The organism is Rhodopirellula sp. P2, assembly GCF_028768465.1.
GTDB lineage: Bacteria > Planctomycetota > Planctomycetia > Pirellulales > Pirellulaceae > Rhodopirellula.
Genome location: NZ_CP118225.1, coordinates 3211917 through 3236396, shown reverse-complemented (window position 1 = coordinate 3236396; position 24480 = coordinate 3211917). Strand labels below are relative to the sequence as shown.

Genomic DNA, 24480 nt, shown 5'->3' with positions numbered 1-24480 from the left:
CTTCCAAGTCCGTCGAAAGTCATTGGCACCGACGGACTCGGAAGTCCGTCGTACGGTCCCCTACCGTTATAGCTGCACCGTCTTGCCCGTGCGTGCACTTTCGTAAATCGCGTTGATCAACGCCACACTGCGTCGGCCCTCGGTGCCATTGATCTGTGGGCTGGTTCCCTCCGTGATCGCATCCAGAAAATCGTTGAAGACGGCGGTGTGACCGTGGTGCCCGATCGCGGACGGGTCACTGGCCCCTCCGCCCGTTTCAGTCATCCCCGCCATGCGTTTTCGGATGGCTTCGTCTTCATCGGTTTCGTTTGCGAATTCCCACTGCGTGAGGTCCTCCTCTTCCAAGATCGCGCTGCCTTCGCTGCCGCCGATCTCGATTCGCTTGAGAGCCCCTGGATAGGTTGTCGTGGTGGCTTCGATGACTCCCAGAGCACCGTTTTTGAATTTCAGCGTCGCGACCACGATGTCCTCGACTTCGATGCGTTCGTGCGTCATCGTCGACGCCATCGCGGAGACTTCGCTGACATCGCCCATCAACCACAGCAGCAGATCGACCGAGTGGATGGCTTGGTTCATCAAGGCGCCACCGCCATCGAGCTTCCAGGTTCCTCGCCACGCGCCGCTGTCGTAATACTCTTGGCTGCGGTACCACTTCACGTAGGCGTCGCCCATGGTGATTTTGCCGAACCGGCCTTCCTCCACCGCCTTTTTCATCAGCCGAGACGATTCGTGGAAACGGCTTTGAAAGGTGACGCCCAATTGCACACCGGCTTTTTCACAGGCAGCGATGATTTGGTCACAGCGTTCCTGGGTGACTTCGAGAGGTTTTTCGATCATCACGTGTTTGCCGGCTTCCGCGGCCTGGATCGCTGGTTCGGCGTGAGCACCGCTGGGCGTGCAGACCGAAACGGCTCCGATTTCAGGATCCGCGAGCATTTCCTCGAGTGTTTTGAACACGCGACCACCATGTTGCGCCACGAACTCTTCGGCTCGCTCGGTGTTGCGGTTGTAACACCCCACCAAGTGCCCGTTGGTGGAATCCGCGATGGCTTTGGCATGAAAATTGGAGATCATTCCGGCGCCGACGATGCCAATACCGATGCTCATGTTGTTTGTCTTTTTTGTGCGAGGAAACAGGGTGGGGATCGCTGAGGTAGGCGAAAAACTACGATCAAGATACGTTTTCATGGCAGCTTTCGTCACCGGAGGCTGTTTTGCACCCCGATTTCATCCAGGTCCCATCGCCGTGCCCACCGCTTCAAGAAACGCCTCCCCGATGAAGCTGCGATCCCTTCGCGATGTCCCGGCCATCCTGGACGCGAAAATTGGGCTGAAAGAGGTCTTGAGTCGCCCCCCCCAAGGCGACGCGAAACGAACGAAAAAAAAGACCAGTGGTCCAGTGCCGCTGGCGTTCTCCGGAGTCTGGGGCGGGATTCGCGGTTTGCTGGCCGCCACACTGACCCGCCATCACCCGCACGTGCTGGTGCTGCTTCCACAAGCCGTCGACGCGGACATTGTCGCCGGAGACATTTCGTCATTCGGGATTGAGGATGTGGTCGCGTTGCCCCTGTCGGCCGGCGACGGCACGGGCAGCTCCATTCGCGACGCCGATTACGCGGCCCGGTTGCAAGTGCTCCAGCGACTCCGCGCCCGCGATCAGAATTCGCCGCAACCTTTGGTCGTGACCTCGTACATCGGCGCCGCCATCCAGCGGGTGCCTTCGGTCACGAGTCTCGAAAAGGCGACCCGCGAATTGGCGGTCGGTGACATTGTCGATCCGGAGGTGATCCGGCGTTGGCTCGCCGAGGCGGGTTTCGCGGCGGTGACCGCGGTCCAGGTGCCGGGCGAATTTGCCAGCCGCGGCGGGTTGCTCGACGTGTATTCGCCGGACCAACCTCAGCCGATTCGAATCGAATGGTTCGACGATGAAATCGAATCCATCCGTCGCTTCGACGCGGCCACTCAGCGAAGCAGCGAAACGCTCAGCAAGGTCGAACTCGCCGCGATCGGAACTCAACCGGTCAAAAGCCCTTTCGCAGAGGAAGAGAACAACGACGAACCGCTGGACCTGATCGTCGATGACAGCGTGGGCGCCGAAGCCACGATCGTCGACTACTTGCCCGAAGACACCGTGGTGCTGGTGATCGATCCATCGGATTGCCACCAATCGTCCAACGCCTTGCTCGCTCGAGTCGCCAAGACCGAACGCTTCGTTTCGATGAAGCAACTGCTTTCGGAACTGAAGAGCCACAAAGTCGTCACGGGAACATCGCTGGCCGAAGGAGCCCCGACGGACGTTGTCGACATGCACACCGCCAGCGCGGACAGCTTTGCAACGTCGTTGGACGAAACGAAATCCAAAGTGGATTCGGTGGCGGCCGGGCACGAGGTCATCGTGGTCGGTGACACTCCCGCCGATGGACAGCGGCTGACCGAGTTGCTCGAGGACACCGATGCGGCCAAACAAGGTCGCTTGCACATGACGGTTGCTGACCTCAGTGGCGGTTTCCGTTTGACCGACGCTGAGATTCTGGTGCTCACCGGCGCCGAACTATTCCACCGCAGCCCCGTGCGTCGCGCCAAAACACGAACGCGCGGCAAACCGATCGATTCGTTCACGCAGCTCACGCCCGGCGACTTGGTGATTCACCTGTCGCACGGCATCGGGTTGTACCGCGGGCTGAACTCGATCGAGAAAAACGGCCAGCACCAAGAACACTTGACCATCGAGTTCGACGGCGGGACCAAGATCCATGTCCCGGCCTCGCGAATTCAATTGGTTCAGCGATACGTGGGGGGAACCAAGAACCGGCCCAAACTGGCCAAAATCGGCGGCATCAGCTGGACCAACCAGCGGAAGGCAGCCGAAGCTGCGGTCACCGACATGGCCGACGAACTGCTGGAACTGCAAGCCAAACGTGCCACGCGTCTGGGCATCCCCATGTCACCGGACAACGAATGGCAACGTCAGTTCGACGCCAGCTTCCCATACCTGGAAACACCGGACCAATTGTCGGCAATCGAAGCCTTGAAAGTCGACATGGAGACGCCGCGGCCCATGGACCGGTTGATTTGTGGCGACGTCGGATTCGGAAAAACCGAAGTCGCCATGCGAGCGGCTTTCAAAGCGGTCTCGTCCGGCTATCAAGTCGCGGTGCTGGTTCCAACGACCGTGCTGGCCGAACAACACTACCAATCGTTCCGCGAGCGGATGGCGGAATTCCCCGTCGAAATCCGCAAACTCAGCCGATTCTGCACCCCGGCGGAACAACGTGAAACGGTGAAGGAAATCCGGCGAGGCAAAGCGGACATCGTGATTGGAACCCACCGGGTCGCCAGCAAAGACGTCGAATTCAACAACCTCGGCTTGGTGGTCATCGATGAAGAACAACGGTTCGGCGTGGCGGTGAAAGAACGCCTGAAGACCCGGCACAGCAACGTCGATGTCCTGACGCTTTCCGCAACGCCCATTCCGCGAACACTGCACATGGCTTTGGTCGGCGTTCGCGACATCAGCAATCTGGAAACCCCTCCCGCCGAACGGATGGCGGTCGAGACCAAGGTGACTCGCTGGGACGACAAGATGCTGCGTTCCGCCATCGTGCGTGAACTCAACCGCGGCGGCCAGATGTACTTCGTCCACAACCGCATCGGGGACATGGATGACTTGGCCGCTCGGATCAAAGCGATCGTCCCGGAGTTACGAATTGGCATCGGCCACGGCCAAATGGTCGAAGGTGCACTGGAACAAGTCATGGTCGACTTCATCGATCACAAGTTCGACATGTTGCTGGCCACGACCATCATCGAAAGCGGATTGGACATTCCCAACGCCAACACCATGTTCATCGACGATGGCAATCGCTACGGGCTGAGCGACCTGCACCAATTGCGTGGACGTGTTGGCCGGTACAAACACCAGGCGTACTGCTACCTGCTGGTGTCGCCGAACAAGCGATTGACGCCAGAAGCCAGCAAACGCTTGCGAGCGATCGAAGAGTATTCCCAGATGGGTGCGGGCTTTGCGATTTCGATGCGAGACCTCGAAATTCGCGGGGCAGGCAATTTGCTGGGCAGCCAACAATCCGGGCACATCGCCGCGGTGGGTTACGAAATGTACTGTCAACTGCTGGAAGACGCGGTCCGACAAGCTCAGAAGTTGCCGCCGAAGTTGTCAGCCGATGTGGACATCGATTTGCCGATCGAGGCTTATCTGCCGGAAGATTACGTGCCCAACCTGCGGCACAAAATCGATCTGTACCGGCGGATGACTCGGATCGAGAAAGCGGCTGATGTGAAGGCCCTGCGAGAAGAACTGGAAGACCGCTTTGGCTCGCCACCGCCCCCCGCGGTTCGGATGTTGGAATTGTGTGAATTGCGGCTCGACGCAGCCTCCTGGGGCTTGGTTTCGCTGACCACCAACGATCGCTTCATCGTGCTTCAGTACTCCAACCGTTCGCGGATGGATCAACTGGCAAAGAACGCCTCGATCCCGATTCGCATCGTCGACCATCAAAAGGCCTACATTCCAATCAAGGACTACGATATGTCCGATCCGGCCGGCAAAGCGTGGCTGCAACTTGCCCGCGCTGCATTATGGATTGGTTGACCCCTCCTCTTTCGCGATCGGACCCTGACATGCGTCTTCGAGCTTCCCGCCTGTTGCTGGCAGTTTTTTGTTTCAGTCTTGCCCCTGCCGGGACGCTCACGCCAGCCAACTCAGCCGAACCGGATCGCTTGGCATCGAGTAGCTGGAACCAATGGCGGGGCCCGAATCGAGACGGCACGCTCGCTCAGTCAACCGCTTGGCCAGATCGTCTTTCCGGAAACCTTGTGAAGGCTTGGTCGGTTCCTCTCGGCCCCAGTTACAGCGGCCCCGTGATGGTCGACGGGTTGGTGTTCACCACCGAAACCGTGAACAAACAATCCGAACGGGTGACCGCCTACGACGTCGCCACCGGCGAATTGCGTTGGGAACGACAATGGGAAGGATCCATGTCGGTGCCGTTTTTTGCGGCCGCCAACGGCGACTGGATTCGGGCCACTCCCGCGTGCGTGCCGGGTTACTTGGTCGTCCTGGGAATGCGAGATGTCCTGGTTTGCTTGGACACTGAAACCGGCGAGGAACGCTGGAAGATCGATTTCCCCGCTCAAACCGGATCGTCCTTGCAGCCATTTGGTGCGGCCTGCTCGCCGCTGATTCACAACGGAGCGATCTACGTTCAAGTCGGCGCGGGACTGACGAAGCTGTCGTTGGAATCCGGCGAAGTCTTGTGGACGGTTCTCTCGGGCGGTGAAGACATGATGTCCCGCGGCGCATTCAGCAGTCCTTCGATTGCAACGCTCGCCGGTCAAGAACAATTGCTGGTTCAAACTCGCGAAGAACTGTGCGGCGTTTCACTGGACACCGGCGAGGTTCTCTGGCGTGAAGCCATCGAAGCTTTTCGCGGCATGAACATTTTGACACCGCTCGCGATCGGCGACTCGGTGTTCACGGCTGCCCACAGCGGAAAGAGCCAACTGTTTGATATCCAACGCGGCGAGTCAGCGGAGAAAACCTGGAATGCCGGCGAACGCTGGAATCAGAAAACGCAAGGCTACATGTCATCCCCCGTCGTGGTCGATGATCACGTTTACCTGCACCTCAAGAACGAACGCTTCACCTGTTTGTCAGTCGCCGATGGTTCGATTCAGTGGACCTCGCCGCCCGCCGGCAAGTACTGGTCGATGGTCCGTAACAAAAACCGTATTCTGTCACTCAGTGCGGATGGCAAGCTGCGATTGATCGATGCGAATCCCAAGGAGTTCACGGTGCTGGATACCCAACAGGTCGCCGAGGACAGTTGGGCTCATCTGGCAGTCTCCAGCGAAAATGACCAACCGCTGATTTTGATTCGTGCTTTGGATTCCCTGACCGCCTTTCGATGGACAAGCCCTTGACCGCAACACCGACTTCACCTTCACCCGGTACGCGTTCTCCGTTCGTGCTGGGCGTCGATGTCGGCGGGGCCAACTTGAAGTCGGTCTTGATCAACCAACAAACCGAGAAAGCAACTGCGTGGGAATCTTTTTTCCCCATGTGGAAACGACCTGAGTCACTCGCGGAACAACTGCTGTCAGACTGGGCAGCGTTGTTGGCGGAAGCCCGCGCCGACGCGGATTTGATCGCGGGCATTGCGGTCACCATGACGGGCGAGTTGGCCGATTGCTTCACCGACCGTCAGCACGGCGTGACGCACATTGCGGATCAAGTCCAATCAGCGGCAAAGCAATTCAATGCCGCTGCGGACCTTGGATTCTACTCCACCGCGGGCGAATTCATTGGAAAGGATCAGACTTCCGATCAGGTCGATGCTTTGGCGGCATCCAATTGGCATGCGTTGGCTTCTTGGGCGGGACGCCATGTCGCAGCCAATGGAATCCTGATCGACGTGGGTTCCACCACGACCGACCTCATCCCGATTCAAAACGGACAGGTTGCCACCGGTGCCAAGACCGATCACCAGCGACTTCGTGACGGTTCGCTTGTCTATGTGGGTTGTCGTCGAACGCCGGTTTGTTCCTTGGTCGACAGGCTGATGATCGATGGAGTCGATGTCCCGGTCATGAACGAGTTTTTTGCGACCATCGATGACGCGCGCTTGATCCTGAAGCAGCAACCTGAGTCCACCGAAGACAACGAGACTGAAGACCACGACACCGCCGACGGCAGACCTCGCGACAGACAATCGGCACATCGTCGCCTGGCAAAGATGGTTGGCTGGGACGCGAACGAGCTTTCCAGTGTGCAAGCCGATTCGGTTTCCCAGCAAATCATCGAATCCGCCCAGAAACAGATCGATGCTAGCTTGCAGCGTCAAATCGCACAGTTCGGCGGCAACTCCCAGGAAGAGATCACGCTGTTGCTCAGCGGACACGGGCAAGACTTGGTCACTCAATCCACAACGGCACGAAGCGCGATCGACCTGCGTGATCGCTTGACCCCCGAGGTTTCGCGATCGGCCCCCGCGTTTGCCGTCGCTCGACTGTGGTTGGACACTCATCGAGAGGTCCGATGCAACGCCGTGTGATCAAACTGGGCGGCAGCCTGCTGACCCGCCCCCACCTGCTGGATGATTTTCATCATTGGCACCGCAACCAAGCACCTGCCCACGATTGCCTGATCATCGGTGGCGGCCAGATGATCGATGCGGTCCGTGAGTGGGACCGATTGCGGCCTGGCGATCCACGAACGGTTCACTGGCAGTGCGTCGCGATGTTGGAACACTCGATGCGTCATCTTGCAGCAAGCTTTGAATCCGACGGTCGTTTTCCGTCGGTCGAAAAACTCGAGACGGAAGAGGATTGGCTGCGTTATGCGGCGTCTTTCAGTGATTCGAAGAAGCCCGCTTCCGCGACGATCCATTTCTTGCGTCCCGAAGTGGTTTACCACTCGGATTCGAATGCTCCTTTGCCGGAGACCTGGTCGACCACAACGGACTCCATCGCGATGTGGATCGCAAAATTCTGTGACGCAAGCGAGGTGGTGCTGCTGAAGTCCTGCACCGTTGATGCCGAGGACCGTCTGCAGGACTGGATCACGCACGGAATCGTCGATCCGGCGTGTGCCGTGCTGGCATCACTGGAAACCAAACTGCGAGTCGAGCAGTTGCCCATTCACTCGACCTCCTGAACGAACGCATCGCACATGGCTCCTGACGACCACGGCTACTGACTGCCACGCCCGACGTTCGCGTTTCCTTGTTGCACCAAACGCAAACGTTGAGACAACTGCATGTAGTTCGATGCCGTTCGCGGATCGATCGTTTGATACAAGCGAGCCAGCGAGGCGTAGGGCAGTGGATAAGTGGGTTGGATCCGAATCGATTCCACGAAGGCTTGTTCGGCTTCGCCAAACCGGCGCAGCTTTCCGCACGCCAACCCCAAGTTGTAGTGATCCGATGGATTGCGACGAAGCTTGACCAGACGCTGGTAAAGGTGATACGCCTCCAGATGCCGCTCATCCGCGGCCGCCCCGTTCGCCAGACTTTCCAGTGCGACTTGAAGTTCCGGTGTCGGCTGCTTCTCTTCCGACAGCACCCACTGCATCAACGTTTGGCTTTCTTTCCGCAAACGTTTCACATCCGCTTCAGAACGATCCTTGGCGGGGAACAACAGGCCCCGGTCCAGCAAACTTGCCAACCTTGTTTTGGCCTCGACCAACGACACATGTGCGACATTGGAATCCGACTTTGATGTTTCTGCTGTCTGAATCGCGGAGCGTAAACGCTGAGCTGCCAAGTCAAAAACGGTCGTGTTGTCATACCTTGGATTGGATCCCATCCAAAGCCACTGCGCAATCGCGGTGGCTTCATTCAATTCTCGTTGCCAACTGTCGACCGGGGATCGATCGAGCAACGCGATCACATCCGGCAGCTGAGTGACCGGAGTTTCTGTCACCTTCTCGGCCGGTGCCTCGATATCGGTGGCTTCACCCGGCACTGCGATCCGGTGATCGGTGATCGACACGTGAGGCACCTCGGTTTTGGAACGAGGCATGTGACATTGGTGACACGAGTTTTCGTTCGTAGTCATTCGGAGGTTCAGTTCCTCGCCACAATCCAGGTTGCCATGGCAAGACAAGCAATGCTCTCGGTGAATCGATTCGCGGTTGGCATCATCGACTCGTTGGTGCGGATCGTGGCAGGTGACACAGGTGAGACTCTCGGATCCCAGGTAGCACTCGCTGGCGTGCATCTGGCCGAAGTGCCCCACAAACGTGGCCGAACCGGACTCTTTTTCCGGCGGTCCGACGTTGTAGACCAATCGTGTCGCTGCCAAATCCTGCCCAGGATGAAACGACCATGAATCGGCACCGCGGACAAACATCTGCACATCGCCCTGCAAATGACACTGGGCACAGAGCGACTCCATCGAGTCACGCCCCAGTTCATCGGGATGCACGATCGCCCAATCATGGGTCGCATCCAAATCCGTCACGTCGGTCGAATGGGCTGTCAACTGGTTGGCGAGATCAACATGGTGTTGACCACCGCCATGACAACGCTCGCAGCCAATTGCCAGCTCATGCAAAACCGAGACATTTCGATTGCCTTCCACCCGCGACAATGAACCCGCGTGACAGAACAAGCAATCGTCCGTGACTTGGCGAGAGAACCCCAAGTGGGACGGCGAGTCGTAACCGGGCGACATGTCGTACTCGCCTTGTTCGGTGTAGTGCGACAACGGAGCCTGCAGCAGAGCGTCCCCGTCACGGATCAAATACGACTTCGCGAAAGTGCCGCTTCCCATCACCAATTCAACTGGGTGGTCACTCAGCGGCATCACGTAGTCGGTTTGCGGCAGGTTTTGCCATGACTGATGACGAATCTGTTCTCGATCACGGACGACCTTCATTCGCTGGGAACTGGGTTCGTGAAAGAACGATTGCAATTCGGGTTCCACCTTTGCGTCCACCAGTCGCAAGGAATCCGCGTGGGTGGTCTCGAAAAACGATTCGGCACGACTGGGATGACAGGCGACACAGGCCTGCGACCCGACCGCGTCCGGCAGCATTGCCGTGCCACGGTCTACCTTCGGTGTCATCGCCGATGCTGACTCCTCGACCGCTTCAGACGCCGTCCCAGCCGGTTCTGACTCCGCCGGGGAAGTCACCGGACCGGCACCTGGCTTTGTCGCGTTTGAATCAATGGCGGATGAATTGGCAGAAGGCTCGATTTCCGAAGGAGGCGATTTCCGGGAGCATCCGGCCCATGTGAGACTGAGCATCAGCCCGCACAACAGCATTCCCCGGTAAGGCGGCGTTGATTGCAAGACAGTCCTTGTACGGATCGGTTTGTGTCGAAATTCAGAATCAGGATTCATTCGCTGGAGGGCCATTTCAGGAGGCCACGATTCACTCGGGGCAGAATCCCGCCTCGATTGTAAGACATCGGGCTGGGGTGGGATTGTTTCGGGATCGGAGCCCAGAACGCGAAAACCGGTCAATTCGCCGCGTTCAGTGACTTTTTTCAGTCATTGACGGTTTTTTACTCGGAATCGACAATGCCCCGACGAGCCCTCTTCCCCACACGCTTCGAATTGACCTGCCATGAGCTTCATTCAGTCACAAGACCCCGCCATTTGGGATGCGATCCAAGCCGAAACGATTCGTCAGCAGGACGGATTGGAAATGATCGCCAGCGAGAATTACACCAGCCCAGCGATCATGGAAGCCGTCGGCAGCGTCCTGACCAACAAATACGCCGAGGGCTATCCCGGACGCCGCTATTACGGTGGTTGCGAGCACGTTGACGTCGTGGAAACGATCGCGATCGACCGGGCCAAGGAACTGTTCGGCGCCGAAGCCGCCAACGTCCAGCCCCACAGCGGGTCGCAGGCCAACGCGGCTGTGTATTTGAGCTGCCTTGAAGTCGGCGACACCGTGCTGGGATTGGATTTGGCCCAAGGCGGCCACCTGACGCACGGCATGAAGCTGAACATGAGCGGACGACTTTACAACTTCATCAACTACGGCGTCGATGAAGTCAACCATCGCTTGGACTTCGATCAAATCGTCAAACTGGCACGCGAGCACAAACCGAAACTGATCGTCGCCGGTGCGAGCGCCTACCCACGCGAAATCCCTCACGATCGATTCAAAGAAATCGCCGATGAGGTCGGTGCGAAGTTGATGGTCGACATGGCCCACTACGCCGGCTTGGTCGCCGCGAAAATTCACAACAGTCCCGTGCCCTACGCGGACTACGTCACCACGACGACCCACAAAACGCTTCGTGGGCCTCGCAGTGGTCTGATCATGTGCAAACAAGAGCACCTGAAATTGGTCAACCGCAACGTGTTCCCCGGCACCCAAGGTGGCCCGTTGATGCACGTGGTCGCTGGCAAGGCAATCTGCTTCGCCGAAGCGATGACCGAGGAATACGCCAGCTACGGACAAGCCGTGGTGGACAACGCGAAAACGTTGGCGGACACCCTGATGAGCTGTGGCCTGCGATTGGTCAGTGGCGGAACCGACAACCACCTGATGTTGGTCGACGTCACCGCCGTGGACCTGGGCGGCAAGAAAGCCGAAGCGGTCCTCGATGCTTGCGGCATCACCGTCAACATGAATATGATCCCGTTTGACCAGCGAAAACCGATGGATCCGTCCGGGATCCGAATTGGAACGCCTGCACTGACCACCCGCGGAATGGGTGGCGACGAGATGAAACGGATCGGCCAATGGATTTACAATGCATTGTCTGATTCCGACAACGCTGCGTTGCACGAAACCATCCGCACCGAAATTCGCGAAATGGTGCAGGCCTTCCCCGTTCCGGCCGCCGCTGAATCTCCCGCCAGCATTGCCTGATCCGGCATCGCTGGTTCGGTCCCTTTGAAACCCTCCTGTCTCCCCTTCCATTGAAAGCCGCTTCGGATGCATCGGATCCTGATTGCTGACGACAACACTGCCAACCGCGAACTGCTGGAGGCCTACTTGGTCAACATCGAATGCGATTTGGAAACCGCGGTGGACGGGGAAGACACGCTGGCCAAAGTGGCATCGTTCCAGCCGGATTTGATCCTGTTGGATGTGATGATGCCCAAGCTGAGCGGGTTTGAAGTTTGCAAACAGCTCAAAGAAGATCCCCAGACCAGCAACATCATGATCTTGATGGTCACGGCACTCAGCGAACTGGGGGACATCGAACGAGGCGTCCAGGCCGGAACCGATGACTTCTTGAGCAAACCCGTCAACCGAATCGAGTTGACCAAACGAGTCGAGAACATGCTGAAGCTCAAAGGCACCACCGATGAACTTTCGCGTCTGCGTATGTACATCCAAGAAATGGAAGAGCGTTGATCCAGCGGGGAGGCCCCATTCGCGAAAAGCGTACCAGCGGGGCCTTCAGCGGATACACTGGATCGCGAAGCAAGCCGCAGGTTCCCCGCGGTTGAACTCACCCGCTCGGTTGAGGCAGAGCACGTCCGCGTGGCCTGTCGGATGCGCGTGAGCTTGCGGCGTCTTTTCCATCTTCCCCCTAGGCTGCCATGTTTGACGGTTCGCTCGACGCGTTGTGCTTGCTGCCCCCTCGCTTTGGTTCGGGGCGACGAGGAGTCCCACCGACGCCTCCGGCCTTCGAAGTCCAGCGAATGGAAGGGCCTGCCGTCAAACTCCCCACGCGATTGTTTCTTGACGAAGCCCCCTGGTATCGCTGGTCTCCCAAGATTGCGCAGACCCTCGCCAGTCAGCTGCAACAACTCGGCATTCTGACATCGTACTTGCAGAGCGAACTTGGAATCCAAGCCGATTCTGACACCCCGCAAGAGCCCAAAGAATCCGGCGATGTGAATCATCCACTTCAGTTGCTCCCCTATCGGGGTGAACGATACGGACTGAGAGCAGACGACTTTGAAACTGCGACGGCGATCGACCTTCGGCTTTCGCCCCTTCGCGATGCGTCCGGTCGGTTTGCTTACTGTGCCGAGCAAATCCGACGCTGGGAAGCGACTCCAGAAGAACAACCGCTGTCCGGCGGCGGCTGGGTTTCCGCGTTCACGCTGCCACCCGATGTGCTTGATTTGGAGCACCTTCCCAGCAAGATCCACCAGCTAAGACGCTTGGCTCCTCAAGCAGCCATCTCGGTGAGTGTGACCCCGGAATGGGTTTGGCAACATCGCGAAACCTTGCTGGCCGTTCCCGCGGATTGCCTGCTCCTACGCGCCGGCCAGATCTCAATCCCTGGACTGCAGTTCGCTGAACTGCTGCACCAACTGATCCAGCAACCTGGCGTCCCGCCACTTTGGTTGACGCCGCCGCGTTGGGACAATCAACATGTCGCATCGGTCGACGATTGCATCAAGTTGGTATCGCTGGGCGTGTCGGCAATTGCCATCGACGGCTGGATGGACGAGGTGTTTGACGCCATCGACAATGTGCCCGAACCGTCGATCTACTCCGGCAATCCGGAGGGTCAATTGGACCAAGCGATCACGCCGATCCTGGAAGCCCATCTGGTTCCCCAAATCGAGCGGTTCACTGCGTTGATCACCACAATCACCCATTCGCCCAGCCTCGGCACCTTCGACAAATCCACCGCCGACCGACTCAAGATCCTTCATCTCGGTCACTGAACTCTCGGCCAGCGGGCATCTCAAAACGAAAACAGCCTTCTCACCGAAATGAGAAGGCTGCTGCGTTTCAAGTTTTGGACCTGGATCAATCTTCGTTGGATGTCGAAGCAGGTTCTTGGCCCATCAACATCATCAACATTGGAGCACCGGCTTTTCCACCTCCATAGGTGTAGCCTGCCTCCAACGCTCGTTCGATGCGTTCTTTGCACTCGGTCAAGTGAGCCAAACTGTAGGCATCCATCTGCTTGCCACACTTCTCAATCGTCGAATCCATTCGGCTCGCCAAGGTTCGCAATTGCATCCGAGCCAGGTTGCTGATCGGATGATACGCGGCAGTGTCCTGGCCTTCTTCCAAGATCAAATCCACCAGACGCTGGATATGCTCACGTTGCAAGTTTCGACGCAGAGATGAAATCATCGGCTTGCGATCATTGCGATCCTCTGGGCAGGGCTGATCCAACTCTTCCCAGACCGCATTGCTGACCGTGTCCAACAATTCAGGCAACGTCAGAGCATCGGTTTCAGCGGGGAGACGCAGTTCATTGTCGTAAACCCGACGCAAGGTGGTTGGGTTCATGATCAACGTCAACGTGCTCGCTTGCATGCCCAACACACGATCGTGAATTGGCCAGGTCGCTTCATTCGACATGCCACCGCGGCCACTGTCGAGCCACTTGTCGACTCCCAAACGCTCGAGGATCTCCGTGGTCAAACCGTACGATTCGTCACGGAAACTGGTGTCGATCACGTACTGCAACGCGGCACGTTGATCCGCGGCAGGAACCACCTCGACAGGAACGCGATTTCCGGGATCGCCCTTCTTATCACGATTGACGAACGCACCACCGATCCAGTTGGCCATCATGCTGACCGACTTGGTTTGAATCGCCAATGTCAGCTCGTATCCACGGCGAGCCTTGGCCCAACTGTCACCTTCTTTGACGAATTTCTCGAGCAAACGTTCGCGATACAACTGAACCAAACGCATTTGCTCTTCCGCGAAGGTCAGCGGGTCTTTCCCGAAATCGTAGCGACGGGCGTAAGGATCTGGACCGCTCGTGTCCTCGTCGGTTGCGTACTGCAGTTCCGGCTCGGAGCATCGTTTCAAGATGTCTTTGATCTTGGAATCCTCAAAGGTGTACCCATATTCGATCGCCCAGAAGTCATAGGGACCAATGTCGATCATCGCGTAGTCCCCTTGGACTTCACCGGCTTCGTAGCGGTAATTGATCGGGCAGTAATCCATCACCGAGGCGGTGAAGGTTTTCTTGCCTTTCAGCTCTTCACTGTTGATCTCATCGATCGTGTACAGCCCGGATGCTTTGAAGTTGTGACGCAATCCGAGTGTGTGTCCCACTTCGTGAGCGACCAAATCAGCCAACAAGGGACCGACGAACCATTCTGGAATCCCATCGAGCAACTCGTCCTTTTCTTTGTCGCTGTCCTTTTCCTCGTCGTCCTTCTTCTCATCGTCTTTTTTATCACCATCGGACTCTTCTTCGTCCGACTCTTCGTCCTGGTCTTTTTTGTCTTCCTCCTTGGCATCCGCGTCTGCCTTGGCGTCCTTGTCGACGTTTTCAGCTTCCGCATTTGCCTTCGCTTCTTCTTCCTTTTTCTTTTCGGCTTCCTTGTCCGCCATCAGAGCCAAGCCCCAATTCATGCGAGCGAACGCCAGGTCCATGCTGCGGCCGGATGCGGCCATGCACAAACCATTTTTCTGGCTGACCTGTCCCATCAGCCCATCAAATTCATCATCGCCCAACAGCGAGGGATCGGCTTGCGCCATGGCATATCCCGCCATGGGTTGCTGTGCTTCGAGGGCATACTTGGCCCGCAAGGAATTGGCGGATTCCGTTGCGCCCATTCGAACACGCGGGTCCCAATTGGGATGGCTCCCCAACCATGCCAGCGTTTCCGCACTCACACCTTCCATTGCCAACTTTGGCATCAGGTCGTTGTAGTTGAAATTGAAGTGACGGATCCAACCATCGGTCAAGATGATATCCGCGTCCAAGATCTGACCTGTCTCGGGGTGCACACGACTGGGGCCGATGGCGGTTCCGACGTCGTTGTTCAACCAACGAACGAAGTTGTAACGAACGTCCTCGGGGTCTTTTTCCATGTGGATCTTGCTGACCGCGTCCTGATACTCGATCACGATCGCGTCGACGATTCCAACCTTCTCAAACGCTTTGTTCCAGTAGTCCACGCCTTTCTTGATCCAACGTCGATACCGAACGGGAGCGGTGTGTTCGACATAGAACCGAATGGGTTCTTTGGGAGGACTGAGCTTCAGTTTTGGATCCCGTTTCTCAAGGTGCCAGCGGTTGATGTAGCGAACCTTGGTTTCATCGTCTTGATACTGACTCAAATCCGAGAACGATGTCACGAAAAAACCAACGCGTTCATCCGCTTCGCGAGGCTTGAAACCGCTGGAACTGCTGGGCACTTCGCTGAATGAGTAGTGAAGGGTTTGAAGCCGACCACCGCGTCCCACCACTTCAAATGCCAACTCAACGTTCTCGGGGAACACCTTGGCAGCTTCCACGGTGAACAATCGACTGTTGGCCAGACGGACAGACGATCCAAAGAAGGTCGTCGCGTTGCCAATCAACAGGCTGTCCATGTCGACCACAGGGCCACCATTGGGTCCCATCGCCAGAATCGGCACGTCGAGCAGCACTCGGTCGGTGAACAACCGTTTGACCGATGCTTTGGATTCCGCGTCGCCGGTCGCACGAATGTCCAAATTAGGAGCGATCAAGGCGAGGCGATCGTTGTACCGTCGCCACTGAACGACCCAGTCACCGGATTGCAATCCGGCGTAGCGATCGCCACTGCTGAGCGTCAACGCGACGAAGTATTTCTTGCCGGCGAAATTCTTGGGCAACTCGGCAATCACCGAAGCCTCTTTTTCATGTTGCCAAACATTGAACAAGCCTTTTTTGGCTTGTTGATCAGACACTGGAAGCTGTTTGTAGCCTTCAGAAATTTTTGCGAATGGTGGCAAGTCGGCGGCGGAACTGGTCAACGCGCTTCCAACGTATGTCACCGTCACGGCGGCAATCGTGGCCACAACACGGCAGATTCGATTCATACCCAATGCTTCCAATGGTTCGTTCGAAAAAAGGAGGGAGAGTCAAGACTACGTTAAAATAAGCAGTCTCGGAGGGTTTCGTTCATTGTCTCTTCACTGTTTTATCCGATAAAGTCGGCGTAATCCAAACATTTTGCCGGACCAGTTGATACAAACCGCTCACTGAGCCGAGTTGACCGCCACACACGGACAGTTAAGTGGCACAAGCACGCCATAGAAGAAAACACTCTCAACGGGGCCCCACCGCGAAATCACAGAGGAAATTCAGCCAGCACTCGCGGGTCCGACTCCGATTGGCGGTATCCCATCAAACGTTCCAGTGCGGCGGCGTCTTCCATCTGACAGATGGCCCAAACCGCAATGGCTCGCAGTTCAGGGTCGGAATCGCCCATCGTGATGAACAACAGTTCGATCGCGTCACGACGCTTTTGGTTCCCCAAAACAAGGATTGCATTTCGCAGCATCCCTCGACGCCGGGATCGCCAAAAAGGGGTTCGTCGATATTGGCGACGGAACTCATCGTCGGTCATCGTGAACAACGCGGTCAGCTCCAACCATCCTTCTCGATGATTGGAATCGCTCCACGATTCGCGATGGCCTCGCAGGCCTGACCGATTGTGTTGCGTTCGCGCAGGCCGGCGATTCCAAGGGCAAACCTCCTGACAAACATCGCACCCAAACGCCCAATCACCGATGCTGGTTCGCAGTTCCCGCTCGGGCAACTCGGAACTTTCGATCGTCAAATAGCTGATGCACTTGGAAGCATCCAACACACCGGGACGCGGGAAGGCATCCGTGGGACAAGCGTCCAAGCAAGCGGTGCACGTTCCACAGTGACTCGATTCGTGTGGCTGATCAATTGGCAACTCCACATCAACCAGGACGCAGGCCAGAAAGAAGTAGCTGCCCAACTGCTTGTTCAGCAACAACGTGTTCTTCCCTCGCCACCCCAATCCCGCCAGCACCGCGACCTCACGTTCCATCAGCGGTGCCGTGTCCACAATTCCCCGAGCGTTTGCCTCTGGGATTTGCTCGCGAATCAAACGAACGATTCGTTTCAACTTTGGATGGATCACATCGTGATAGTCGATTCCCGACCAAGTGTAGCGAGCCGTTTTGCCGAACGCGAAGCCTCCTCCGACGTCACCGACCGGGATGGGTTCGCGATCAGACGCGTCGTAATTCATTGCCAGAACAATGATCGACTTTGTGCCTTCCAGCACCCCGCTTGGATGACGGTAGGCATCCAGTCGACGCTCCAGATAATCCATCGTTCCCGCGTAACCTGCTTCGATCCATTGCACCAACTGGTGGAACCCTTGGCTCGTCACGGCGGGTGCGATTCCCATCCCAGCGAAACCTTCCGACAGAGCAGCCTCGCGAATCTGCTCGACCGTTTCTCTCACGACAAACCGGCTTTTCGATCGCGAATCAGCAGGGAAGTCAAATCGCTGCGGCGGACAGTGGCGACCAAACGATGAGGGGCTTCATCGGTCACAACTGGCACACAGTCATCCGTTGTTTGGCGAAACAGTTCCACTGCATCACGCACGGGCTGAGCTGGGTGCAACAAGACCTCCGGTGGCGTCGACAAATCGCCGGCGCGAACCAGGTGATCGGAATGGGGATCAAAGAACGCTTGGTTGAGCAAATCGAATCGAATCAATCCCACCACGCATCGGTCTTCGTTGAGAACAGGAAACGTGTTGTCATGGGAGTGTTCCACGAAGTGAACGACTTCGTTGAAGTCGGCGTTCTCAGCGATCCCTTCGACGCTGCGACGCATCACCTGTTCGACTCGCATGCGTTCGGACAACGCCTGCTTTTTGCTCAGCAAACCGGCTGATCCCGCCAACCGGGTGAACACATTCCGGAGCGCTCCCAGCGGCGTCCCAAAGGTGTGGTGAATCGAATTTGCGATCGGCATTTCACCACTTCGCAACACCGCCGCACGGGTGAGCAATGGACCGAGAATTTCGAAGACCACCACGGTCCCCAAGATGATCGTCTGGACTTGCCCGGCCATTTCGGGGTTGCGTGCGGTGGCAGTCGCGGCCAGAGAAATCGCGACGCCGGCCTGCGCCAACATCGCGGGCCCCAGCCAAGTCTTCACTTCCTTTGAAGCTCCGGTTCGCGAGGCCATGAACCAGATCCCGGCCACCTTGCCAACACTACGCAGCACGACATAGCCGGCGCCGATCATGCCGACATCCACCAACAAGTTGAGATCGAGCTCGCTGCCATGCACGGAAAAGAACACCACGGTCAGCAGCCCACCGATGGAGTCCATTTGGGCCGTGATCTTCTGCGTCCCGCTGGACGAATTGACGACCACCAAGCCGACGACCAGGAACACCAACATGTACGGCAGTTCCCAGGTCTCACTCAGTCCCAACATCAAGGCGGAAGCCCCAACCAGCAACACCAACCATCGTCGGGTGTGCATGATTTCGCACGCGTAGCTGATCACCAATCCACCGATCAGCCCCAGCAGGAAGGCGCCGCCAAGGGAACGGACCAACAAGAACACCGTTTCATTGAGCGATCCTGATGCGTCGCCTCCAGCCACTTCGATCGCCAGCCAAACCAGCTCGAACGCGATCACTGCGACGAGGTTGTTCAAGGTCACCAAGGTTCCCGTCAAACTGGTCACCGGTCCCTCCGCATTGGTTTCTCGCAGCACGAACATCGTCGTGGCGGGGGCGGTCGCGATTGCCAGCGTGCCCAGAAGCGCCGCCTGGGCTGCCGACATCCCCAGCAAATAGGTGCCCACCGTGACGAGAACGACCGTGAACGCCAACTCGCCAAAGGAAAGCGGAATTGCCCGCCGAGCAATCTTTCGAATCTGGTCAAACGGGAACAAGGTGCCAAGGTAGAACAGCACCAAAGCCATGGCGAGCTTGGTCAGCGGCTCCAGCACCAAATGATGCTCGTGAGGGATCAAATTGCCAAAGCTGGGGCCCAGCAGCAGTCCAGCGATCAGGTACGCGGTGACCTTCGGCAAACGCAAGAACTCGCTGGCAAGACCAGCCAGCAAACTGGCGGTCAGCAACAGCCCCAACGTCGTTGCGATGTGCATCATTTCGACGGAACCCGAGTGCGCGTCACTCACCATGGCGCCAGCGTCTGCAGCACCTATCAAAAGGGTTCCGAAGGAGTCGATCATGGCAACTAGCGAGCGAAGGGCCGAGACGTCAGTCTGCCAAAACCGGCAAGCAGGCCCGCAGTTTAGCCGGATCTTCCTCTCAACGACATAGAACCTTGCGGCTCAAATTGAGAAGCCCGCCGCATCCAGTTGGACACGACGGGCTTCGTCAAATTTCAGTGCGAGAAACCTCGGTCGTTCACGCGTCCGGTTCAGCAGGTGGATCGGCGGACCCATCTTCGGCGGGAGTCTCTTCTTCGCCGGAGACTTCCGCGTCAGATGCTTCTGACTCCGTCTCGGTTGCCTCTTCCTTCACCTCAGCCTTGTCGGCTTGATCCGTCTCTGAATCAGCTTGTTCCGGCTCAGGGGATTCGTTGGCATCGGCTTTCATTTCGCCTTCCGAATCATCGGTTGCCTTCTCCTCCATCGCTGCTTCTTTGGCAGCTTTCTTTTTGGCGGCTTCCTCTTCGGCAGCCTCTGCTTCCAGTCGCCGCTCTTCTTCTTCCAGTTCCGCCTGACGCTTGGCAGCCAAATCCTTCTGAGTCTGACGGACTTGTTCGTACATGTCTTGGTCGACCTGCCCGTACTCGCCCATCAATTCCACGAAGGCCTTCAGTGGGAAGTCATCGGGCATTTCGTCCGAGTCAATCGCGATGCGGTAACGACGCAGAGATTCGTACAAATCCTGAGCCGTGTCATCGATCACCAGGATCGGATAGTCATCGAAGATCTCCGCCCAAACCTCGAAGGCTTCTTCGTACAAGCCGATTGCCTTTTCAAGTTCCGCATCTGCGTTGGCTTTCTCAGCCTCGTAGATCAGTCGCCGAGCTCGAACGGTTCGTTCCTCTTGTTCGGCCAGAGCCAACGTGTCCCAGTAGGGATAGTTGATCTGCTTGCGATAGCCTTCTGTCTTCAGGATTCGTTCGTCCAGATCCTTGATGTCTTCGACCAACTGCAGAGCTGCCAATTGCTTGGACTGTTGAGCTGAGCGAGCGACTTCGTCGTAGTTGACACTGATCGAATCCTCCGCCTTCTCGGCAATCGACTGCTGCGATTTGGTCCGCTGCTCCTCAGGAGTCGACAGGGCGTCACGTTGAACGGGCCCCAGCTTTTCAATCGCTTTTGCCCGAGCGGCCAAGTAGGCGTCGCCCGCGACTTCTTCCAACGTTTCGATCTTGTCGGCCCGTTGACGAATCAACTCATCCAACTGCCCCAACTTGATGGTGAACGCAGCGGTGGTGGGCACGGAGCGATTGCCAAAGGCCTTCCAATCTGCGGAGGCCAATTGCCAAGCGTTCTGGGCACGTTCGTCCAAGATACCTTCGGACTCAATGGCCTCGGCGTGTTTCAGACGCCACTTTGGACCGGTCTCGTAGAAGTTCAGCGGAGTCTGACGACGAATCTGAACGCCGGATTCCACCAGGTCATAACCCCGGTTCAGCCACAAGCGGCCAACCAACCAATTGTCCGGCTTATTTGTTGGCCCACGAGCCTCGGGACTGTCGACGGCGATGTTTTCTTTCAACAGCTCTTCGTGCAGTTGTTCATCTTCCGAGAACAAACGACGAAATTGCTGCTTCTCGTCCGACATCCCCATCTTTTGACCATAGAACCAACCGGTGTACCAAACCAAGCGAGGTGCTTTTCGGTTTTGGTTGACACCCTTGGTCAGGAACTCCGTTCCTTCACGCACCATTTCATAGCGTTGACGGTAATCGTCGAACTCGGTGGAAACGTTGTAGGCCAAGTTGTGAGCCTGGAATTCCCAGACTTTATCAAAGTGAGGTTGCAACAAAGCAATGTTGTTGAGGGTCGCTTTCAAACGATCCCACTCATGCATCACCCGGTAATCGTGGGACTTCTTCCAGAGCAGCGATGCGGCCACCCCACGAAGTCCCAACGAAGCGAGCTTCATCGTTTCACTGGCAGGGCTGATTTCACCGAGATCGCTCTCGGCAATGTCATACTTGCCTCGCAACTGGGCCAAGCGGCCGCCACCTTCCCCTCCACCACCGCTGGGTTGCCCCAACAGGTACAAGGGAATCAGCATGACCACAAGGATCATCAGATAGACCAATTTACGTCGCAGAACTGTTGTGCGATTCATGCTGCGATCTCACGCGATTTCAGGATGAAATAACTGACAATGAAGGCAAGCAGGACGTACCCGAACGTTGCCGTGGCGTGCCGCGCAAGCAACGCACCGAAAATATCAAAGCCCGAAGCGGCGTACTCTGCCGTCTCGACCATTTTGGGAAGGTTGGGCAGTGCCGTGGCGATTGCATCCAAGCCATAAACAATGGCTGCGTCGACCGTCTTGATCACCTTGGCGGCCACCGTGTCGACGTCCAACTGGGTCGTCATGGCATCTTGTCGAAGCAGACGAACCATCGATTCGATCGGCCCGCCTCCCCGCTCAATGCCACTGTCAATGTAGTGCCGGGTGTCGAACACCTGTTCCGCTGAGAACCCCAGCAAAACACAGACGAAGGTTGCGATCATGGCGACCGGTCCCGTCAAAAAGGTACTGAACATCACGCCAAACGCGATCACCATCGTCATCTGCAACCAAATCGAACCGTAGGCTTTGGTGAGGTTCCAACCGAAGGTGTTGTCAGCGGGGTGCAAGTACACACCGCTCTTCGTCACGCCCAAGTACTGAGCCCGATCCAGGCAGCGGATGATGATCATGATTTGGCCGTCTTCATTGACCAAGTCTTCGAACACATTCAGCATGCGAGTTTCGCTGCCGTCGGTGCCCTCAATCTGAAGTGGCAAAATCTTCTCGTCCACTTCGTATTCATCCACGATGAAAGCAACCGGGTTGCTCTCGATGGCCTTGTCAGGGTGCTTCATGGTGACGGAACCGCGAATTCCGGTTTCGATGTCACCCTTGTATGACCGATAGGCACGCAGCGAGAGGTCAACCGGAATGCCGTCGGGATACCGATTCTGAGTCACGTTCTCAAACGTGAACTCAGCGGTTCCCAGCGACCCACCTTCGACATAGCCGTGTTCAATCTTGCGAGATCCCTTGGCGACGCCGATCAGGCGTGCGATCCCAGTGCTGCTGTATCCGCCGGCCAAACGTTCGTTGCCGACGTCGATGCCTTCTTCTTGCAGGTTCCCGGAACGATCCCGAAATCGGATCGAACCATAAGATGGAATCCGGGCTCGCAGCGCTCCCTGGGGAGGACCGATCTGGAATGTTCCGTCTTCATTGCGACGCACCACGTGGCGGTGCCCGCGAACAATGTTCGTCAGACCTTCACCGGCCTCATTCAATTCGAAGGTGTGGGAATGGAACTGGACAAAGTCGGTTTCCCCCTCGTACCCACCACCGGGAAGCTCACGCACCTCGACAACTTCCTGGTGCGAGTGATCCAACCCTCGAACCACAAAGACATAGCTGAGCAAACCCATTGGCACCAAGATCATCGTGCCGACGCCAATGAACCCGAGCATTCGACCCGCGATCAGTTCGGTGACTCGAACGGGTTTGGTCACGATCGTGTAGATCGTTTTGTTCTTGATGTCCTCGGGCAGCGAGAAAGCACTGATGAACAACGCAAGCGCCAACACCAGGTAGTTCGTGGCTGTCAAAACAAAGCTGACATAAAGTCGAGCCGGGTCATCGCTCTGCGGGTTCAGGTACCAACCTGCCAGCAGCAACAAGACCACAAACAAGCCGACGATGTAGAGAACCTTTCGCCGCAGTGCTTCTTTGAACGAAAGCCTTGCGAGTGCAAAGATGCGTCGCAAGCTGGTTCCCGGCAGGTCGAATTTGAAGAAGTCACGAACCGCACGAGCGACGGCAAAGAAACCTTCTCCCGAACCGTAACGAGACGACGAAATCACATAGCCTGCGATCAGCCCCAGCACGACGGCCAGAGCAAACAGCACGATTCCTTTGAGCGCCGCACTTTCCAAGAAAGCACCGTCACGAAGAAACCACTGCGAATACGACCAGAAATCTTCCGGTTGTAGGTTCATGCCTGTCCTCCGTCGCTGTCACCGCTGCCATCATTGGCGGGAGCCGCGTCGGAACCCTGTGAGAATCGGCGAGCACCTGGACGAGCTTCGCTCTCTCGCACGATGTTGAGGAACAAGTCTTCCATCGTTGCCGTCGGGTTGTCGATTGACTGGACCGTTCCGCCGTGCCGGGCAATCACATCTGCGATCTCGGTTTTGGCCGCCTCGGACAACCCGGTCGCGTGAACTTCGGTCACGTCTTGAACCTTCAACAGATCGCTGACTCGCCCCAACTCTTTCAGTTCGCCCTGGTGCAAGATCGCAACCCGGTCGCAAACGTCCTGGACGTCGGCCAGTTGGTGGCTGCACAGCAAAACCGTTTTGCCCTGATCGCGAAGGCCAAGGATCAAATCCTTCATCTCGCGAGTACCAATCGGGTCCAATCCGGTGGTCGGTTCGTCCAACAGAATCAGGTCGGGGTCGTTGATCAACGCCTGAGCCAAACCGACTCGGCGGGTCATCCCCTTGCTGTATTCCTTCAGCTGGCGGTGCTTGGCACCCTGCAAACCAACCATTTCGATCAGCTGCGATACCCGATCGCGTCGTTCGGAGGCGGACAAGTCAAACAACCGACCATAGAAGTCCAGTGTTTCTTCCGCGGTCAAAAATTTGTAGAGGTACGATTCTTCGGGCAAATACCCGATTCGCTCGTTCTTGCGAGTTTCGCTGGCGTCTTGATCGAACACCAGCACTCGTCCGCTGGTCGGAAAAAGCAACCCGAGGATCAGTTTGATGGTGGTGGATTTGCCGCTTCCGTTGGGCCCCAGCAAGCCAAAGATTTCTCCCGGACGGACTTCAATGTCCAAGGACTTCAACGCGTGAACCTTTTTCCGGCCCCAGAAGTCACGGTAAATCTTGCTCAGGTTGCGGGTTTCGATGACGATCGAGCTGGAGGCGTCGGCAGAATCCGGTGTCGCGGTTTGCGGCGCGTCAGCCACTGCCGCGTTGGGTTCGGTACTCACGGATGAAGGATCCCGACTCAAAGAGAAAAGACGAATATAATTGATAAAACAGACTCGTCAAAATTCCGAGCCTACCGAGAAGTCCCCTACGCTACGAGGTATCCTCCCAGACGGTTCGGGGTTGTCAG

16 protein-coding genes are annotated in these 24480 nt (G+C 57.0%); 8 read left to right on the top strand and 8 right to left on the bottom strand.

From position 1 onward, the window contains the following. Nucleotides 1-66 precede the first annotated feature (66 nt). A complete protein-coding gene (locus PSR62_RS11410; protein ID WP_274407870.1) occupies nt 67-1107 on the bottom strand; it encodes a Gfo/Idh/MocA family protein in 1041 nt (346 codons plus the stop codon). Nucleotides 1108-1186: 79 nt separating this feature from the next. Here PSR62_RS11410 and mfd point away from each other — a divergent pair, with 79 nt between their 5' ends. Genes mfd through PSR62_RS11390 form a run of 4 tightly spaced genes read left to right on the top strand, consistent with a single transcriptional unit; the run spans nt 1187 to nt 7672 of the window. Then, entirely contained in the window at nt 1187-4609 is a 3423-nt protein-coding gene (gene mfd, locus PSR62_RS11405) for a transcription-repair coupling factor (RefSeq protein WP_274407869.1), read from the top strand. 29 nt (nt 4610-4638) lie between these two features. Further along, nucleotides 4639-5940 carry a PQQ-binding-like beta-propeller repeat protein gene (locus PSR62_RS11400; RefSeq protein ID WP_274407868.1) on the top strand — a complete coding sequence of 434 codons (1302 nt, stop codon included), beginning with the start codon at nt 4639-4641 and terminating at the stop codon, nt 5938-5940. After that, nucleotides 5925-7070, top strand: a complete 1146-nt coding sequence (locus PSR62_RS11395; RefSeq protein ID WP_274407867.1) for a hydantoinase/oxoprolinase family protein — start codon at nt 5925-5927, stop codon at nt 7068-7070. The genes PSR62_RS11400 and PSR62_RS11395 overlap by 16 nt, the downstream gene beginning before the upstream one ends. Then, complete coding sequence (locus PSR62_RS11390) at nt 7055-7672, top strand: aspartate kinase (protein ID WP_274407866.1); 618 nt, start codon at nt 7055-7057, stop codon at nt 7670-7672. The genes PSR62_RS11395 and PSR62_RS11390 overlap by 16 nt, the downstream gene beginning before the upstream one ends. A gap of 35 nt (nt 7673-7707) precedes the next feature. On the opposite strand, the gene PSR62_RS11385 is transcribed toward PSR62_RS11390, so the two are convergent. Beyond that, the gene (locus PSR62_RS11385; RefSeq protein WP_274407865.1) at nt 7708-9585 is read right to left on the bottom strand and encodes a multiheme c-type cytochrome; all 1878 of its coding nucleotides are present in this window, start codon (nt 9583-9585) and stop codon (nt 7708-7710) included. Here PSR62_RS11385 and PSR62_RS11380 point away from each other — a divergent pair. The 4 genes from PSR62_RS11380 to PSR62_RS11365 all read left to right on the top strand — a co-directional run bounded on the left by PSR62_RS11380 (nt 9560) and on the right by PSR62_RS11365 (nt 13116). Beyond that, on the top strand, nt 9560-9796 hold the full coding sequence (locus tag PSR62_RS11380) for a hypothetical protein (protein ID WP_274407864.1): 237 nt from the start codon (nt 9560-9562) through the stop codon (nt 9794-9796). The two genes, PSR62_RS11385 and PSR62_RS11380, sit on opposite strands and share 26 nt — an antisense overlap. 294 nt (nt 9797-10090) lie before the next feature. Next, nucleotides 10091-11353, top strand: coding sequence for a serine hydroxymethyltransferase (glyA, locus tag PSR62_RS11375; protein WP_274407863.1), 1263 nt, complete (start codon nt 10091-10093; stop codon nt 11351-11353). A 66-nt stretch (nt 11354-11419) separates the two neighbouring features. Then, nucleotides 11420-11845, top strand: a complete 426-nt coding sequence (locus PSR62_RS11370) for a response regulator (RefSeq protein ID WP_274407862.1) — start codon at nt 11420-11422, stop codon at nt 11843-11845. Between the two features lie 188 nt (nt 11846-12033). Beyond that, nucleotides 12034-13116, top strand: coding sequence for a hypothetical protein (locus PSR62_RS11365; RefSeq protein WP_274407861.1), 1083 nt, complete (start codon nt 12034-12036; stop codon nt 13114-13116). An 85-nt stretch (nt 13117-13201) separates the two neighbouring features. Here the strand turns inward: PSR62_RS11365 and PSR62_RS11360 are convergent, their stop codons facing one another. The 6 genes from PSR62_RS11360 to PSR62_RS11335 all read right to left on the bottom strand — a co-directional run bounded on the left by PSR62_RS11360 (nt 13202) and on the right by PSR62_RS11335 (nt 24352). After that, entirely contained in the window at nt 13202-16213 is a 3012-nt protein-coding gene (locus tag PSR62_RS11360) for a zinc-dependent metalloprotease (RefSeq protein ID WP_274407860.1), read from the bottom strand. 251 nt (nt 16214-16464) lie between these two features. Further along, complete coding sequence (queG, locus tag PSR62_RS11355) at nt 16465-17619, bottom strand: tRNA epoxyqueuosine(34) reductase QueG (protein ID WP_274407859.1); 1155 nt, start codon at nt 17617-17619, stop codon at nt 16465-16467. Continuing rightward, the gene (locus tag PSR62_RS11350) at nt 17616-19295 is read right to left on the bottom strand and encodes a cation:proton antiporter domain-containing protein (protein WP_274407858.1); all 1680 of its coding nucleotides are present in this window, start codon (nt 19293-19295) and stop codon (nt 17616-17618) included. Before PSR62_RS11350 ends, queG begins: the two co-directional genes overlap by 4 nt. A 262-nt stretch (nt 19296-19557) precedes the next feature. Beyond that, complete coding sequence (locus PSR62_RS11345; RefSeq protein WP_274407857.1) at nt 19558-21465, bottom strand: IRE (iron responsive element); 1908 nt, start codon at nt 21463-21465, stop codon at nt 19558-19560. Next, nucleotides 21462-23351: an ABC transporter permease gene (locus PSR62_RS11340; protein ID WP_274407856.1), complete on the bottom strand. Its 1890-nt coding sequence runs from the start codon at nt 23349-23351 to the stop codon at nt 21462-21464. The genes PSR62_RS11345 and PSR62_RS11340 overlap by 4 nt, the downstream gene beginning before the upstream one ends. Next, complete coding sequence (locus PSR62_RS11335; protein WP_274407855.1) at nt 23348-24352, bottom strand: ABC transporter ATP-binding protein; 1005 nt, start codon at nt 24350-24352, stop codon at nt 23348-23350. The genes PSR62_RS11340 and PSR62_RS11335 overlap by 4 nt, the downstream gene beginning before the upstream one ends. Between the last annotated feature and the right edge of the window lie 128 nt (nt 24353-24480).

Coding starts and splice junctions, on each gene's coding strand:
- PSR62_RS11390 (WP_274407866.1), top strand. CDS start 7,055: ATGCAACGCCGTGTGATCAAACTGGGCGGCAGCCTGCTGACCCGCCCC.
- PSR62_RS11345 (WP_274407857.1), bottom strand. CDS start 21,465: ATGAATCGCACAACAGTTCTGCGACGTAAATTGGTCTATCTGATGATC.
- PSR62_RS11395 (WP_274407867.1), top strand. CDS start 5,925: ATGGACAAGCCCTTGACCGCAACACCGACTTCACCTTCACCCGGTACG.
- PSR62_RS11365 (WP_274407861.1), top strand. CDS start 12,034: ATGTTTGACGGTTCGCTCGACGCGTTGTGCTTGCTGCCCCCTCGCTTT.
- glyA (WP_274407863.1), top strand. CDS start 10,091: ATGAGCTTCATTCAGTCACAAGACCCCGCCATTTGGGATGCGATCCAA.
- PSR62_RS11410 (WP_274407870.1), bottom strand. CDS start 1,107: ATGAGCATCGGTATTGGCATCGTCGGCGCCGGAATGATCTCCAATTTT.
- PSR62_RS11340 (WP_274407856.1), bottom strand. CDS start 23,351: ATGAACCTACAACCGGAAGATTTCTGGTCGTATTCGCAGTGGTTTCTT.
- mfd (WP_274407869.1), top strand. CDS start 1,187: ATGGCAGCTTTCGTCACCGGAGGCTGTTTTGCACCCCGATTTCATCCA.
- PSR62_RS11360 (WP_274407860.1), bottom strand. CDS start 16,213: ATGAATCGAATCTGCCGTGTTGTGGCCACGATTGCCGCCGTGACGGTG.
- PSR62_RS11385 (WP_274407865.1), bottom strand. CDS start 9,585: ATGACACCGAAGGTAGACCGTGGCACGGCAATGCTGCCGGACGCGGTC.
- PSR62_RS11370 (WP_274407862.1), top strand. CDS start 11,420: ATGCATCGGATCCTGATTGCTGACGACAACACTGCCAACCGCGAACTG.
- PSR62_RS11400 (WP_274407868.1), top strand. CDS start 4,639: ATGCGTCTTCGAGCTTCCCGCCTGTTGCTGGCAGTTTTTTGTTTCAGT.
- PSR62_RS11350 (WP_274407858.1), bottom strand. CDS start 19,295: ATGATGCACATCGCAACGACGTTGGGGCTGTTGCTGACCGCCAGTTTG.